The organism is Brasilonema sp. UFV-L1 (assembly GCF_012912105.1).
Lineage (GTDB): Bacteria > Cyanobacteriota > Cyanobacteriia > Cyanobacteriales > Nostocaceae > Brasilonema.
This window is the reverse complement of record NZ_QMEA01000307.1, coordinates 37,447-53,462: the sequence shown is the minus strand read 5'-3', so window position 1 is coordinate 53,462 and position 16,016 is coordinate 37,447. Positions and strand designations below refer to the sequence as shown.

The window sequence follows — 16,016 nt, the reverse complement described above, 5'->3', positions numbered from 1 at the left end:
TCATGGGGCGATTTTTCCGGAGGCACCGCAGTTTTTCTAGGTAAAAGCCCAACCCACAGTCATGCATTCCTTGCTTCTGGCAAGGAACGAGGAACCACAATCTTGTGAAAATTATGTATCAAATAGAACTTCCAATGATTGAATATCCTTCCAACAGTCGTTGATGAATAGCTTGGTCGCTACCTCTAGCGGATGGTTGGATATATTGAAAGATGCATATGCTTTGAGGAGATTTTCTGTTTTTTGATACAAGATTAAGTATTCGCCATCACTACCTTTTTCTAAAAAAATGGACTCTACAATAATTCCTTCGTTACTCAGAACTTGTTTGACTTCCTCTGATTGGTTATATAAATTTTTAATCCAGGCTATGGCATATTCGGTCTTTCCTGGTTTCAGTTTAATTTTGAGACACTGTGCTCTATCAGACACAGTTAAACTCCTCACATCTTAACCTAGCTCACAATTAGAAATTCTTTCCGGTTAGCAACAATGCTATACCAGCATCTGGTGGAACTTTTTCAAATATTTATTCAAATTTTTATACTTTCTTTTGATTTCACTCGCTTTTGTCGCTTGGCAACAAGTTTCTCTTTGTTCATCTTTTCCATTGCTTGACTCAAACCAACAGCGATCATGTACGTCATTTCTGCCGCTGCTTGATATGCTAGTTTCATATCTGCTTCTTGTTGTTTATTCATAGCCAAGTTTGCTTATTGCTACTGCTTATCACTGATTGATATAAAGAATACAACGGCTTTCATTCACTAGACTTCATCCATTTGGGTCACCCAATCGGGTGATATGAGATGAGTTATTATTGGGCAGCGCTAGTAATCTAGTAATAATGAGATAATAAAAACTTAAAAATTTTTAAAATTTTAAAAAACATGAAGGGTAAATTAGTTGTATTTGAAGGAGTAGAAGGTTGTGGTAAAACTAGTCAAATACAGCTGACGCAAGAGTGGTTACAAAGTTTGAAAACTTCGGTTGTTGTGACTCGTCAGCCAGGAGGAACAGAGTTAGGGTTGTATGTACGAAAACTTTTGTTAGAAGTAGGCTCTCACTCGATTGCAAATACAACTGAATTACTTTTGTATGCTGCGGATCGATCGCAACACGTTGAGGAAGTTATTAAACCGAGTCTAAGTGAGGGGGCGATTGTTTTGTGCGATCGCTATACTCACTCTACCATTGCTTACCAAGGTTGGGGACGTGGTTTAGACATGAACTTAATTCATCAGCTTAACACCATTGCGACATCTGGTTTAGAAAGTGACCTAACTTTGTGGTTTGATGTTGATATCGAGGTAGGACTTGCTCGAAAACAGCGAGGCGGGAATATGCTTGACCGCATTGAAAAAGAGACAATTGCCTTTCATCGTCGTGTTCAGCAAGGATATACACACTTAGCTGACTCTTATCCAGAACAAATTGTTCGTGTCGATGCTAGCTTGAGTCAGGAAGCTGTCCAACAAAAGATTCGGGCAACTTTAACCGCTAAGCTAAAAGCTTGGGTTGACTAGAAAAAAGATAAGTAACAAAATCTATGGAGCACAACTTTAAACAGCTTGCTGAACTATACAAAAACACGCTCCTCAAGGACGTACTCCCATTTTGGGAAAAACACTCGATTGACTGGGACCAAGGCGGCTATTTCACTTGTCTTAATCGTGAAGGGAAAGTTTATGACACAGATAAATTTGTCTGGCTGCAAAACCGCCAGGTGTGGACTTTCTCCATGTTTTATAACCAGCTCGAAAAACGCGAAAACTGGCTGAAAATTGCTAGCAATGGTGCTCATTTTCTTGCCCAACACGGTCGAGATGCTGATGGAAATTGGTATTTTGCGCTCACCCGTGAAGGAAAACCTTTAGTTCAGCCATATAATATCTTTTCTGATTGCTTTGCAGCAATGGCTTTCAGTCAATATGCCCTCGCTTCTGGCGAAGACTGGGCAAAGGATATCGCTATGCAAGCTTACAATAATGTTTTGCGTCGCAAGGATAACCCGAAAGGCAAATATACTAAAACTTATCCAGACACACGCCCCATGAAAGCCTTAGCTGTACCGATGATTTTAGCCAATCTGACTCTAGAAATGGAATGGCTACTACCAAGCGAAACTCTTGAGAACGTCTTGGCTGCAACAGTTCAGGAAGTGATGAGCGATTTTCTTGACAAAGAACGCGGATTGATGTATGAAAATGTTGCTCTCGACGGTTCTCACATAGATTGTTTTGACGGACGACTGATAAATCCCGGTCACGGAATTGAAGCGATGTGGTTCATTATGGATATTGCCCGTCGTCGTAACGATACTCAAACGATTAACCAAGCCGTGGATGTCGTGCTCAATATTCTAGATTTTGCTTGGGATAGAGAGTACGGGGGATTGTATTATTTTATGGATGCAGATGGTCATCCGCCACAGCAACTGGAATGGGATCAGAAATTGTGGTGGGTTCATTTAGAGTCTTTGGTTGCATTGACAATGGGCAATCGCCTAACCGGGCGTGAAGCATGTCGAAAATGGTATCAAAAGATGCACGATTATGCTTGGTCGCACTTTGCCGATCCAGAACACGGTGAGTGGTTTGGCTACCTTAACCGCCGTGGAGAAGTCTTGTTGAACCTCAAAGGTGGTAAGTGGAAGGGTTGCTTTCACGTCCCGCGTGCATTGTATCTCTGTTGGCAACAATTTGAAGCATTGAGTACAAAGTCAGTTTAATCTCTGCGGTTACACAAGTTAAAGTGAAAGCAGTTCTATCTCAATGAATTTCCCATGAATGTTGTGACGCCAAAGCGATTCACGATTGACGAATATCATCGACTGATTTCACTTGGATTTTTGACACAAGGCGATCGCATTGAATTGATTCGAGGAGAACTGATCCAAATGACTGCAAAAGGAACGCCTCACACAGTTTGTGGTTCCATCCTGTACCGCCAATTGGATCGACTTCTAGGAGATCAAGCAGTCATCCGTAAGCAAGATCCTATCATCCTTCCCAATCAGAGTGAGCCTGAACCGGATATTGTTATTGTACGGGGAAAAGATGAGGACTATCTTGCTCATCATCCGTATCCCCAAGATATTTTACTGATTGTTGAGATTTCTGATTCTACATTGCCTTATGATCAAACAACAAAGCTAAGGCTGTATGCAGAAGTTGGAATTTCCGATTATTGGATTGTAAACTTAAATGCTTACCAATTAGAGCGTTATAGTCAGCCCTATCAAACTATTCAAGGTGAGTTTAATTATTTGAGTAAACAGATTTCTCTGGCTAATCACCCAGTTTCAATTCCTGGATTTGAAGGTGAATTCTTAGACTTGAGTCGGATTTTTCCAACAGGTGATGTTTGGTAAGTTGTGCTTGATTTTATAAACAGTTTGACCTGTTTGAGAGGCTAAATTTTTTCATAATCGCCAAACCAGCATTGCACAAGCAATATGGTTTTTCGCTCAAATGATCCCTACAGCACTACTACACCTTTGATATAGTCGGGTTCTAGGTGATCGCGAGTAAAGGCTTGAGGCACAGATTCCAGGGACTGGTAACAATGGGTAATCCACGAACTTACCTCGATCTGCTTGGCCACCAGCAAGCCAAGTGCTCTATCATAGGTATGTGAGCGTCCGTCACTGCGGAACCCTCCTGACGCGCCAATGGCAGTAACCAGCGTTGGTTCAATGAATTGTAAGTTATTCAGTACGCTCAAATCTACACCTGCATGACCTAACCCGTAGAGTAGAACTGTAGCCTGTTTGCGGATTAAGGCAGGAAATCTGGTGAAGACAGAACCAGCACCGCAAGCATCAATTAAACACTCTACTCGCCGTCCATTAGTCTTTTCCTGGACAACTTCGGCTAAATCAAATACTTGGGGGTCAATTACCTCTGCACCAAAGTAAGAGGCTAATTCCCGCTTTCGCTGATTCGGTTCGCTAACTAGAATCAAGCCATCATAGTTTAGGACTTTATACAGATATTGAATAAATAATAGCCCCGCTGGACCAGCACCAAAAATCAGAATTGACCGCACGCGTTTATCGCTATCTTCAGCATTAATGACATAACGGGTGCGCTCGCGTGTTACCCTATCTAAGGCGTGACTAATACAACCAAGGGGTTCTGTAAGAACAGCTGCGATAGTTTCCAAATCAGAATTAATAGGTATGGCATTGACAGCAGGAACCGCTATATATTCCGCGAGTCCTCCCGCTAAGCCAGTGATACCATATTCCGAGTAAAACTGACATTGATGGGAGTCGCCACTGGTACAGTATTCACACTTCGGTTGTCGCCGTCGGCTAAGGCAGTTCAACCCCTGATCAATAACCACGCGATCTGCGCTCCGCGCAGCAGCGAAGCTATCGCCTATATGCAAATCTTTAACTAGACTCCCTACTTCTTCAACCATACCAACAAGTTCGTGACCTAAAATCTGCGGCTGCTGTGCCAGTGGAATCATCTTTCCTCGCTGATTAATGTTGTAGTTGGATTGCCCAGAAAAGATGTGAAAGTCCGTGCCACACAATCCTACCGCTGACACACGTACCAAAACCTCATGTTCCTGCACCACAGGGCGCGGTACTTCACGCAACTCTAGCTTAGCGATGTCGCTTAATACCATCGCTTTCATACTTGAGGTTTTCGATGTCAAATGGTTCATGTTAAATCCTAAAATGTAAACTTATGAACATTGCTCGGGTGATTTGTTTAGCCCAAGCACCTCTTTAAGTGGCGTCATTTTCAATCTGATGTGGGTTTGCAGACTAAATGAAATTTTTGCAACCCAAAAATAAGAGTTTGAGCAATGTTTGTTACAGACTCAATGAAATTTTGTTGCAGACTAAGTAAAATTTTACCATAGAAGTGTCCTCCTCTCTTCTCTAGTGTGGTTTCTAAAAAAAAGTTTCCGGAATAAATCCGAAAACTCATATATCAAACTTCCATCGCAAAATGACTTATTCCTAATACTTAATTCTCGGGTCAACATAAGCATTGACAATATCAATCACAATACTCGCAACAACTACAATTGCCGCGAAAAAGACTAAAACTCCCTGTATCAAAGGATAATCTCGCGCATTAATCGCATCATATAACTTATTCGCCAATCCAGGCCAAGAAAAAGTGACCTCAGTCAAAATCGCACCACCGAGTAGAGACGCAAAAGTCAATCCCATAACGGTAATCACAGGAATAAGTGCATTTTTTAAAGCATGAGAAAACAAAATCTTTCTTTCAGGAATACCTCTTGCTCTTGCTGCTTCTACATAATCTGCTTTCAGAGTTTGTTTTAAATTCACTCGCACAATCCGCTCAAAAATACCACTGAGTAAAACTCCTAAAGTAATACTAGGAAGCGCAAGATAATGCAAAGCAGTGAAAAATTGATTCAAGTTTCCACTCAATAAACTATCAACTGTATATAAACCAGTCATACTATGAGGAATTGGCATTGTTGTTGGAAAGCGCGTTCCTAAAGGAAACCAATTTAACTGCACTGCAAAAATCAATTGCAGAACCATCCCAGCCCAAAACATGGGTAGCGAATATGTGATAATCCCAAATAATCGCCCTCCAACATCTAAAGCACTTCCAGGACGAGAAGCAGAAAGAATACCAATTCCAATTCCAACTGTAAGTGCGATCGCCATACTGCAAAATGCTAATTCCAAAGTTGCAGGAAAATATTGCCCAATCACTTCCCACACCGACTGTCCACGACTCGCGATAGAAGTTCCTAAGTCCAAACGCAGCAATTTTCCGATGTAATTCAAGTACTGTAACCATATAGGAAGGTTTAAACCCAGTTTTGCTCGCAATTCTTCCTTTGCATTTTCTGGCGCACGTCCACCAAGAATTGCATCTACTGGATCTCCCGGTGTTGCACGTAGTAAGAGAAATACGACTGTAGTAACAGTCAATAGCATCAACGGAGCTAAAAGCAAACGGGCGAAAATATAATATTGTAAGGCTTTGGCTCTAGACATAATTAATTAGGAGTTAGAATTAGGAGTTAACAGTCAACACTCAAGAGTTAATAGCTAATAACTCATGACTAATAGACATCTCCAAGAATAAGTTTGAAACCCTGATAAGACAGTGGTTGATTGTTAATTTCTGGAGAGGTCTAATGACTATTTTTTGATTGCTTGATAAATTAAAATTTGATTCGGGTTAAGTTGCACGCCTCTGACTCCCTTACGAGCAAATACATAGTCTTTGTTTTGCCACAAAGGAACATAAGGGACATCAGTTACTATTTGTGCTTGAATGTCTGCAAAAATCTTCTTACGTGCTTCAGGGTTTTGTTCTTGGCGTTGGTTTCCAATCAGCTTGTTCATAGTCTCGTTGTAGTAAAACGAACCCTGACTTTGACTTCCCCCTTGTTTGCATCCCTTCTCATCTGACCCTTGATCACAACTCAAAAACGGTTGAATATAATTATCTGCGTCCAAAAAATCTGGATACCAATCTACGAAAGCAGTTGGATAAAAACTCTTAGATATATTCTTAAAAAAAGTAGCACTATCTACAACATTGATTTCAAATTGCAGCATTCCATCCATATATTTATCAGCATAAGCTTTTACTAACTGTGCTGCCAAACTCCGAGTTGGGGAAGTAGAAGGATACCAAACTTGTAGCTTGAGTGGATTTTCTTTAGAAAAGCCAACAGAAGTTAACAATTGTTTAGCTTTGTCTAAATTACCATCACCATATTTCTCTTTAAACAATGGCAGGGAAACCTCAAGTGTTTTCGGGACCATGCTATATAATGGACTAGCTTGACCTAATAAAACACGCTCATTCATCAGTGGACGGTCAATCATCGCTGCTACAGCTTGTCTAACCTCTGGCTTATCCAACGGTTTTTGATTCCGGTTTAATACCAGATAAGACACTACGCTACCTTGAGCTGATATCGCTTGCCAAGCACCTTTTTGAGCGCTTTCTTCTAAGCTGCGAATTTGGTCTGGTTCTAAAGATAGGTAAGCAACATCAACTGCACCCGTGCGGAAGGAATTATATAAGTTCGCCGGACTACTTAGAATTTGCAAATTAATACCTTTATTCGCTGGTTTTTCTCCCCAATATTTATCAAAGACATCAAATTGTAAGGAATCTGTACCATACCGTGCTAATTTATAAGGACCAGTACTAATAAAGATATTTGGCTTAAATTTTTCTGCACCAATTTCATAAGCTTTGGGAGAAACTGGACAAACGCCTGGAAACGCCAGCAACGAGGGAAACGCCGCAAACGGTTTTTTGAGTTGTACCGTTAACTCATACTCACTCGTCGCTTTTGCGGAAGCTACCACATCTGCTAGTAAGAAAGAAGGTTTACCGCCGTTTTTGATAAAGCGTTCAAGACTAAACGCCATTGCTTTAGCGTCAAAAGGAGTTCCATCATGAAAGACGACTCCCTGACGTAGAGAAATTGTGTATGTTAAACCATCTTGACTCACTTTGGGTAATGCTGTCGCAAGCTGAGGCTTAACTTCTGTGCTTCCTGGTTCGTAGGTGTAAAGGCGATCGCTCATGTTGTACACTAATCCAAGCGATGCCAATTCATAAGCGTCAGCTGGATCTAGAGTACGAGGATTCAGCGTTGTACCAACAGAAATCCGACCATCGCCTGTTGAAGCATTGACTGCACCAGATGTTGTCGTCACCTGTGGGCTTTTTGAGCAACTAACCACCAAAAGTAAACACAAACAAAGTAAACAAATAGATTTACTAATTTGACTCCACTGTCTCGCGGACAAGGAAAACCTGGTCATAACTTTGGATATTTCTAAGCTTAGTGGTCAGCAATTTTACTATATTTTTGGCAAAATGCTCGAAAAATAATTCACAATTTAGCATAACTAACTCTTTTAACAGTTACCAGTTATCAGTTATCAGTTTGAAGAAGAATTCAGAATTCAGAATACAGTATTCAGAAGGAAGAAATAAAGAATTCTGACCGGAGGCGGAGCGGCTCCTGACTCCTGACTCCTGACTCCTGACTCCTGACTCCTTCACTGTGTACTGTGTACTGTGTACTGTGTACTGTGTACTGTGTACTGTTTTAAAGTCTTTTAAAGTAGCGCGTGCGTCAGTCTTGGGTAAAAATAGAAAATAGTAGACCAATATATAGACTTTTATGTTCCCGAATAACAGAAAATTTTTTATTTAATGAAATATATAAACACTGCCTAAAATTGTTTTAGATTTACAGTATACCAGGGCAAACATTTGTTAAGCTTTTCCCGTAGCCCAAAAGGTTTACATTAGGGATTTGTCTACGTGCATCCCCATTCACGTAAAAATACTTAGCTCAAGAAAAACAGACTGGCAGCATCATGCCAATCAAACAATAGTAGATTTCGAGTCTAATAGCGAGACTAAAAAGTGTGAAATACTTCTTTCTATCTGAAGGTTGGACAGTTGGTAGAGTGTGGGCATCTGATGGACTTTGGCTGATGACTGCATGGCGACGCCAACCAGACATTCAGCGAATGAATATCTGTTTAGTAGAACAAAACGAAGTGTTATGGCTTTATCGAGTTGAAGATGCCGTTTTAACAGTGGAAGTGAAGCCTATGACACAAGTACAAGTCAGTAAATCTGGTCAAGCCATTGGTCAAGTTGTCCTCAAGCGGTTGATGAGTGCTGAACAAGTCATTGAACGCTTGGGAAGCGCTTCAGCTAGATGTCAACTGCAAGATATTCGGTCTGTGGTTTAGGTATAGAGTCCACAAAGATGAGGAAAGTGAGAAAGTCAGAAAGTTAGAGAAGTTTCGCTGACGCTCTCACTCTTTCCCTCTTTCACTCCTGTTTCTCATTTTTCCTCCTCCAAAGTTATGTAGCTTGGAAAACTTCAAGACTACGTAAATGCTTATGTTTACACGCTTGCAAACAATTCCATCAAAAGTTACACTTTTTTAAACATTCTCATTTTTCGCTCTTGCATTGCTACTCTACAGGATGAAAACTCCTGAAGGATAGCACAGCATTGCCAAATTAACCACAGTGTTTGAATTTATCAGACAGGCGTTGTGGAGAAATGTTGGCTCTGGCAATAACAAAAACTGAAAAATTGCTTTGTAAACATAAATCGTCGAGGAGGAGCGTAGTCGATGGGACTACCCTGGTACCGAGTACATACAGTTGTTCTGAATGACCCAGGGCGGCTGATTTCTGTACATTTGATGCATACAGCCTTGGTGGCAGGCTGGGCTGGTTCGATGGCTTTGTACGAACTAGCGATTTATGACCCCAGCGACCCAGTACTCAACCCGATGTGGCGTCAGGGTATGTTCGTGCTACCCTTTATGGCACGCTTGGGCGTCACCCAATCTTGGGGCGGTTGGAATGTAACCGGTGGTCCATCAACCGATCCTGGTTTTTGGTCATTTGAAGGCGTCGCTGCAGCTCACATCGTTCTTTCCGGTTTACTGTTCTTAGCTGCCGTTTGGCACTGGGTTTTCTGGGATTTGGAGTTGTTCCAAGATCCCCGCACAGGTGAAGCTGCCCTTGATCTACCAAAAATGTTTGGTATTCACCTGTTTTTGTCTGGTCTACTCTGCTTTGGTTTTGGTGCTTTCCATATCACCGGATTATTTGGACCAGGGATATGGGTTTCTGATGCCTACGGCTTAACAGGTCATGTGCAACCAGTCGCACCGGAGTGGGGACCAGATGGCTTTAACCCGTTTAACCCTGGTGGTATCGCTGCTCACCACATTGCTGCTGGTATCGTAGGTATTATTGCGGGGTTATTCCACTTGGCAGTCAGACCCCCCGAAAGGCTTTATAAAGCTCTGCGGATGGGTAATATCGAAACTGTGCTGTCTAGCAGTATTGCTGCTGTCTTTTTCGCAGCGTTCGTTGTTGCTGGCACCATGTGGTACGGTAACGCTGCCACACCAATCGAACTGTTTGGTCCTACCCGCTATCAGTGGGATCAGAGTTACTTCAAGCAAGAAATTGATCGCCGTGTGCAAGCTGAGGTTGCTCAAGGTGCATCACTTTCTGAGGCTTGGTCACAAATTCCTGAAAAACTCGCCTTCTACGATTACGTCGGCAATAGCCCTGCAAAAGGCGGTCTATTCCGTACAGGTCCGATGAACAAGGGTGATGGCATTGCCCAATCTTGGCAAGGTCACGCGGTCTTTAAAGATGCTGAAGGTCGTGAGTTGAGCGTGCGTCGTCTCCCCAACTTCTTTGAAACCTTCCCAGTGGTTTTGACCGACAGTGATGGTATTGTCCGTGCTGACATTCCTTTCCGTCGAGCTGAATCCAAGTATAGCTTTGAACAAACAGGTGTGACCGCTAGCTTCTACGGTGGCGATTTAAACGGTCAAACTTTCACAGATCCTGCTGATGTGAAGAAATATGCCCGTAAGGCTCAAGGCGGCGAAATCTTTGAATTTGACAGAGAAACCCTCAACTCTGATGGTGTATTCCGCACCAGTCCCAGAGGTTGGTTTACTTTTGGACACGCTGTCTTTGCGCTGTTGTTCTTCTTTGGTCATATTTGGCACGGTTCTCGGACAATCTACCGAGATGTCTTTGCTGGTATCGACCCAGATATTGAAGAGCAAGTCGAATTCGGTGTCTTCCAGAAAGTGGGTGACTTGAGCACTCGTAAGGAATCTGTGTAAAGTTTTGTAGCGAAGAGTTAAGAATGGTCTAATCAGAGGAACTGGTCAGGTGAGAATTGGGAAAAATTCTTGCTAATTCTCAAAACCTAACCTTAGCCTTATCTAGACCATTCTTTAACCTGTAGCTTGATACACTAGTAGGTAGTGGGTAAATAAACAGGAACTAAAGCTATGGAAAGCGTTGCGTACATCCTAATTTTGACTCTGGCACTCGGAACTCTCTTCTTTGCGATCGCCTTCCGCGAACCTCCTCGCATTCAGAAGAAATAGAAACCACTTCACGCCTGTCCTATAGGGAGATGAGGTGTAAAGTCAAACAAATGCAGGGCGCATGACATTGCGCCCTTTCCATATAGAAAAAAGTGAATGAGCTATTCATTAATAGTTAACGATTGACTAATATAAAAGAGTAAATAATTTATGATATAATGTACGATCTGGAAGGTAATGTGTTCAGATCCTCTTTTCTGCGCTAGTATGAAAAAGCTAGTCTGAAAAAGGATGTAGGTGTGGAATGCCTATTCGGCTCTTGCATATACATCGCTAGGAGGCAAAACCTTTACGGAGAAAAATCACCAGGAAACAATCAGCATGGTCAATCAGAAATTAACCGCCCCTGAAATTGGATTTACTCACGACGATTTCGCTGCTCTGCTAGACAAGTACGATTATCATTTTAGCCCAGGCGATATAGTACCAGGTACAGTATTCAGCATAGAGCCACGCGGCGCTCTGATTGACATAGGTGCTAAAACAGCAGCATACATACCTATACAAGAAATGTCTATCAACCGGGTAGATAGCCCGGAAGAAGTCTTACAATCCAACGAAACAAGAGAATTTTTCATCCTGACTGATGAAAACGAAGACGGTCAGCTGACGCTATCCATTCGCCGTATAGAATACATGCGGGCTTGGGAACGTGTACGACAGTTGCAGGCAGAAGATGCAACTGTTCGTTCTGGTGTTTTTGCGACTAATCGCGGTGGAGCTTTGGTGCGGATAGAAGGTTTACGTGGGTTTATTCCCGGTTCTCATATTAGCACCCGCAAACCAAAAGAAGAATTGGTTGGCGAAGAACTGCCATTGAAGTTTCTAGAGGTAGACGAAGAGCGTAACCGTCTTGTTTTATCGCACCGCCGTGCGCTGGTTGAGCGCAAGATGAACCGCTTAGAAGTTGGAGAAGTCGTGATTGGTACAGTACGCGGTATTAAGCCATACGGTGCCTTTATCGATATTGGCGGTGTGAGTGGTTTACTCCACATCTCCGAAATTTCTCACGAACATATAGATACACCTCATAGTGTCTTTAATGTTAATGATGAAGTCAAAGTCATGATTATTGACTTAGATGCAGAACGTGGTCGTATTTCCTTGTCTACCAAACAACTGGAACCCGAACCAGGCGATATGATTAAGAATCGCGATTTAGTCTATGACAAAGCAGAAGAAATGGCTGCTAAGTATCGGGAACAGCTGCTAGCAAAACAACAAGGTGTACCAGCTGCATCAGCTTCAGCGGCTGAAGTTGTGGCTGAAGAAATACCAGCAGCAGTTGAAGAAGAAATACCTGCAGCAGTTGAAGAAGAAATACCAGCAGCAGTTGAAGAAGAAATACCAGCAGCGATTGAAGAGTAATCCATTCACCGTTGTAGTTGTATAAATGACTACTTAGACAAAGCTGATAACAAAAGCTTATAAATAAAGTATTGGATGAAGAGGGGTTATCCCTCTTTTTTTATAACTCATGCTGGAGTGTAGGGCGAAGTTTGTCCGTTTCATTCCGTCTGGACAAAATGCGAGCGCCTTACCCAAATTTACCCATCTAGAGTTCACGATTAGTGCAGCAAGGCGGGTCTATTCTCAATAATCGACTTTTCACAACTCAACAAACCCGCCTTGCTGCAAAGGCGCTCGCATTTTGTCTAAGAACAGCCCAACCCCAGTTTTCAGTGAATACAAACGTCTCAATAGGCTTGCACAGGCGTGAAGAAAACTCGCGCTATCGGTATTGTTCGGGTAGTGCTTCAGAGTTAGTTACCAAAGTATCCAACAGCGATCGCCACAACTGGCTCATACCCTTAACGAAAAATCAAGGTTTCTAGATTGTATGAGTTGCAAGAAACCTGGTTTTTGAAGCTGGTGCAAGACCTCAGATAGAACAGATTTTATTATAGAAATCCGACTTGAATCTTCCTAAGTATACTGAGAAATAAACCTTTAGAGAGTAAGCTTTTAGCCCGCTTTGTTTTTAAAAAATCAAATAAGTCTATACATTGACAGATTCAAAGCTTTTGACATACTGTTAACAAGTTTGCACTAATGAGATAACCTTAACAAAGGTTTGAGTCACTCAACTCCACTCTGGTTTTATACAAGCTCAAATCTGATGAGGGCGTGAAAGCCCTTTCAACAAAACTTTAATAATTTTTCAGGGTTTTGCCTCTACCAATTTGGAGTACGAAAACTCACCATTGTGAGATTCAACCAATATTGAACACGAGAGAAGAGGCAAATGATGATTTTCGACCCTATTACTTTGAGTGCTATTAGCCATACTCTTAATGCTGCTTCTGTCATCAGCATTAGCACTCAAAATCAATCGAACTTGACTCTGAGTCAAGCAACCAAATCGGAATTAGCAAATCATCCAAAAAAGCTTTCACATCCAACAAAAACGACTACCCCTACTCTCATAGCCCAAGCCACCACCTCAACACCGAATTCAACTACCAGCCAATGCGGTTCTGGTCAACCACGCGATAAGTACACACAACCGTTTGCCTGCGACAGCATTTGGAATATGCCAATTGGATCCAACGCTCAATACGTTGATGCTTATATCGGCTCAACGGGCGTTGGAGTTGATACAGACTGGTTCATCATCACCCAAGATAGTGACCCGGCTGTGCCAACTTATATGCCTGGTTCGTGGGGTCCAGGTCGCTGCACTGGGACTCAGGTGCAGCAGCAGGCGCAATGGCATCCCGAAGCAGGTGAACAGTTGAAGGTTCCTGAAAATCTCATTATTGAGGATGCAAAGGCAAACTCTACTCCAAACAACTCCTCGGCGTTCCTAAAGCCTGATGGCAGAACACTTGTGTCTTTTAACGTGACCACCCGTTGTTGGCAAAATGGTCCAGTTCACGGCGTTTGGTTTGGACAGCAAGACATTTATGGCGATGGCATTGATGGTGGGCATGGTGGCTCAGGAATGTCGAGTATTGGTGGTAGCATTCGCAAGGGTGAGTTATTGAACGACGAGCCTATCCGTCACGCACTCAAAATAGTGCTCTGGGGCAAATGGCTCCACTATAATGCCTCATCGTCAACCCCTGGTCACCGCTGGCCAGCTCGTCTAGCTGATTCTTATGCAGCTAACCAATATCAGGGGTCTAATCCAGCGCTGGTTATGGGTTCGTTATTAGCAATTCCACCTAATGTCACAGCCGAGAGTTTGGGACTGACTTCCAAAGCTGGAAAAAAAATCTTTCAAGCTATGCAAGACTATGGTGCTTACGTTGTTGATGATGCGGGTTGGGACTACAATTACCTCTGCGTTGAGCGGAGTGCTGAGCAAGAGTACGAGGCTGTCATCGGACATGAGATTCATGGAGACGCCGCCCTCCAAGCAGACTTCGCCAAAATTATTGCTGCTGTGAAAGTTGTGAACAACAACGCATCGAACAGCATTGGTGGAGGTGGTACACCACGCCAACCTCTAGCACCACCAATTGGAAATTAGGAGCAATGAGTACTGTTTTCAATTCGGCATAACATTAAGAGGTGTCCAAAGGACATCTCGATAGCCTTTTTGCGTGGCAAGATCCATAGGGTGAACCAGAGAAAGCAGGCGGGTTTCTCCCGGCGTACCTCGTAGTTGCTACAGCACAACATCTCCACCCTGTAAAGGGTGGGGATGTAAGTGGGGTACTTCACATTCAAACTTTAGCTGCACTAACGCCTGGAAGATTAACCTTCAACCGCTTAAACATAGCCTCCCGCGCTTGTAAGGCTAAGGTATTATCCAGCGGTGATAAGGTGATAGGCTGTTGATACTTCAACCGCAACGCCGTTTGAATCAGCCAGTCAGCCACAAAAGGATTTTTTGGTAACAACGGACCGTGAGAATAAGTCGCGATCGCATTCTGATAAAATGCTCCCTCTGTCCCATCTTCGCCATTATTACCCAAACCATGCACCACGTGTCCTAGTGCTTCTACTTTTCCTAACTTAGTGCGTCCGCCATGATTTTCAAAACCAATCAAATACGGTTTACAACCCATCATCTCTTCCAAATCCCGCGCCAGACGAGTTGCTGTCACTTCTATGACCAAATTCCCAATACACCGCCGGACATTTTCCCCAGGATGCACAGAAACCAGATCTAATATGCCTAAACCTTCAATACGCTGTCCAAAACCTGGTTCATAATAATGTCCCAACAACTGGGGTGAACCACAAGTAAACACTCCTGGAGTTCCATTTTCAATTTTTTCACGTATTGCTTGTGCTTTCGCACCTTGCAAATCCCGCATCACTATTTCTTGCTGACGATCTTGTGCGCCACCACCGACAATCAAATCTACTGCACGGATATCTGTTGCTGTCGCGCTTTGATCTAAAGGTAAGACTTTGACATTATATCCCCGCCATTGACACCGGCGTTCTAGACAGATGACATTACCCCTGTCACCGTAAGTACTCATGAGTTTTGGATACAGCCAACCAATTGTTAACTCATACTGTTGATTACTCATAATTTATCACTCCTCACTCATGGGCAGACGCTCTGTTTGAAACGTCTTTAGAATTTATAATGTTCCTTAATTATGGTCGGATAATCCGGTGCATATCCAAAATTGGTGGAGCAATTTCAGTTTGGGTTAGCATATCGTGAATTTGACCGCGATGGTGTGTCTGATGATTGAAAAAGTGTGCTAGCAATAAATTAGCCGGGTCAGTATGAAGTTTACCCTGATTATTCACGTAGCTTATTGTTTTGGTGACGAAATCTTGCTCTAATTCTGACATGAAAGCTTCTATACGCTCATCTTCTAACACACGAACTGAGCGTAACTCATCAAAGTCATCATAGAGGATAGCATCAAGATTGGTAGATGGCATTTGTTTGCCTTCAAAACGTCCCATCCAAATGCTATCGCCTACCATGATATGATTTAAAGTTCCGTGAATACTTTTGAAAAAAGCTGGTCTGATGCACTTGCGTTCTACATCCGAAAGTTGGGAACAAACTTCATAGAGTTTTCTATTTGCTAAGGTGTTATAACGTGCAAGCATTTGGAAGTGCTGAATAAGCATAGAAACAATTCAAAATTCAAAA

Annotated in this window: 16 protein-coding genes; 9 read left to right on the top strand and 7 right to left on the bottom strand. The window is 42.6% G+C overall.

Annotated elements, in window-relative coordinates:
• Positions 1–111 precede the first annotated feature (111 nt).
• A complete protein-coding gene (locus tag DP117_RS34555) occupies positions 112–432 on the bottom strand; it encodes a DUF6176 family protein (protein WP_169222642.1) in 321 nt (106 codons plus the stop codon).
• 101 nt (positions 433–533) lie between these two features.
• A complete protein-coding gene (locus DP117_RS34550) occupies positions 534–701 on the bottom strand; it encodes a hypothetical protein (RefSeq protein WP_169222641.1) in 168 nt (55 codons plus the stop codon).
• 189 nt (positions 702–890) lie between these two features.
• On the opposite strand from DP117_RS34550, the gene tmk reads away from it, so the two are divergent.
• From tmk to DP117_RS34535, 3 genes are read left to right on the top strand one after another with little or no spacing between them, the layout of a single operon-like run.
• Positions 891–1,526 (top strand): dTMP kinase, encoded by a 636-nt coding sequence (tmk, locus tag DP117_RS34545; RefSeq protein ID WP_169222640.1) that lies wholly within the window; start codon positions 891–893, stop codon positions 1,524–1,526.
• A gap of 23 nt (positions 1,527–1,549) precedes the next feature.
• Positions 1,550–2,731: an AGE family epimerase/isomerase gene (locus tag DP117_RS34540; protein WP_169222639.1), complete on the top strand. Its 1,182-nt coding sequence runs from the start codon at positions 1,550–1,552 to the stop codon at positions 2,729–2,731.
• A gap of 54 nt (positions 2,732–2,785) precedes the next feature.
• The gene (locus DP117_RS34535) at positions 2,786–3,373 is read left to right on the top strand and encodes a Uma2 family endonuclease (RefSeq protein WP_169222638.1); all 588 of its coding nucleotides are present in this window, start codon (positions 2,786–2,788) and stop codon (positions 3,371–3,373) included.
• Between the two features lie 107 nt (positions 3,374–3,480).
• Here the strand turns inward: DP117_RS34535 and DP117_RS34530 are convergent, their stop codons facing one another.
• From DP117_RS34530 to DP117_RS34520, 3 genes are all read right to left on the bottom strand, one after another.
• On the bottom strand, positions 3,481–4,650 hold the full coding sequence (locus DP117_RS34530) for an alcohol dehydrogenase catalytic domain-containing protein (RefSeq protein ID WP_169222637.1): 1,170 nt from the start codon (positions 4,648–4,650) through the stop codon (positions 3,481–3,483).
• Between the two features lie 331 nt (positions 4,651–4,981).
• Complete coding sequence (locus DP117_RS34525; protein ID WP_169222636.1) at positions 4,982–6,007, bottom strand: ABC transporter permease; 1,026 nt, start codon at positions 6,005–6,007, stop codon at positions 4,982–4,984.
• Between the two features lie 147 nt (positions 6,008–6,154).
• Complete coding sequence (locus DP117_RS34520; RefSeq protein ID WP_169222635.1) at positions 6,155–7,804, bottom strand: ABC transporter substrate-binding protein; 1,650 nt, start codon at positions 7,802–7,804, stop codon at positions 6,155–6,157.
• A gap of 615 nt (positions 7,805–8,419) precedes the next feature.
• Here DP117_RS34520 and DP117_RS34515 point away from each other — a divergent pair.
• From DP117_RS34515 to DP117_RS34490, 6 genes are all read left to right on the top strand, one after another.
• Positions 8,420–8,752, top strand: coding sequence for a hypothetical protein (locus DP117_RS34515; protein WP_169222634.1), 333 nt, complete (start codon positions 8,420–8,422; stop codon positions 8,750–8,752).
• Between the two features lie 393 nt (positions 8,753–9,145).
• A complete protein-coding gene (gene psbB / locus DP117_RS34510; protein ID WP_169222633.1) occupies positions 9,146–10,672 on the top strand; it encodes a photosystem II chlorophyll-binding protein CP47 in 1,527 nt (508 codons plus the stop codon).
• Between the two features lie 171 nt (positions 10,673–10,843).
• Complete coding sequence (locus DP117_RS34505) at positions 10,844–10,942, top strand: photosystem II reaction center protein T (RefSeq protein WP_071654227.1); 99 nt, start codon at positions 10,844–10,846, stop codon at positions 10,940–10,942.
• 321 nt (positions 10,943–11,263) lie between these two features.
• A complete protein-coding gene (locus DP117_RS34500; protein ID WP_169222632.1) occupies positions 11,264–12,310 on the top strand; it encodes a 30S ribosomal protein S1 in 1,047 nt (348 codons plus the stop codon).
• A 203-nt stretch (positions 12,311–12,513) separates the two neighbouring features.
• Complete coding sequence (locus DP117_RS34495; RefSeq protein WP_169222631.1) at positions 12,514–12,777, top strand: hypothetical protein; 264 nt, start codon at positions 12,514–12,516, stop codon at positions 12,775–12,777.
• 410 nt (positions 12,778–13,187) lie between these two features.
• Positions 13,188–14,417: a hypothetical protein gene (locus tag DP117_RS34490; RefSeq protein WP_169222630.1), complete on the top strand. Its 1,230-nt coding sequence runs from the start codon at positions 13,188–13,190 to the stop codon at positions 14,415–14,417.
• Positions 14,418–14,613: 196 nt separating this feature from the next.
• On the opposite strand, the gene DP117_RS34485 is transcribed toward DP117_RS34490, so the two are convergent.
• Together DP117_RS34485 and DP117_RS34480 are read right to left on the bottom strand one after the other, a co-directional pair.
• Entirely contained in the window at positions 14,614–15,432 is an 819-nt protein-coding gene (locus tag DP117_RS34485; RefSeq protein ID WP_169222629.1) for a type 1 glutamine amidotransferase, read from the bottom strand.
• A gap of 70 nt (positions 15,433–15,502) precedes the next feature.
• Complete coding sequence (locus DP117_RS34480) at positions 15,503–15,994, bottom strand: DinB family protein (RefSeq protein WP_169222628.1); 492 nt, start codon at positions 15,992–15,994, stop codon at positions 15,503–15,505.
• Positions 15,995–16,016: the final 22 nt, after the last annotated feature.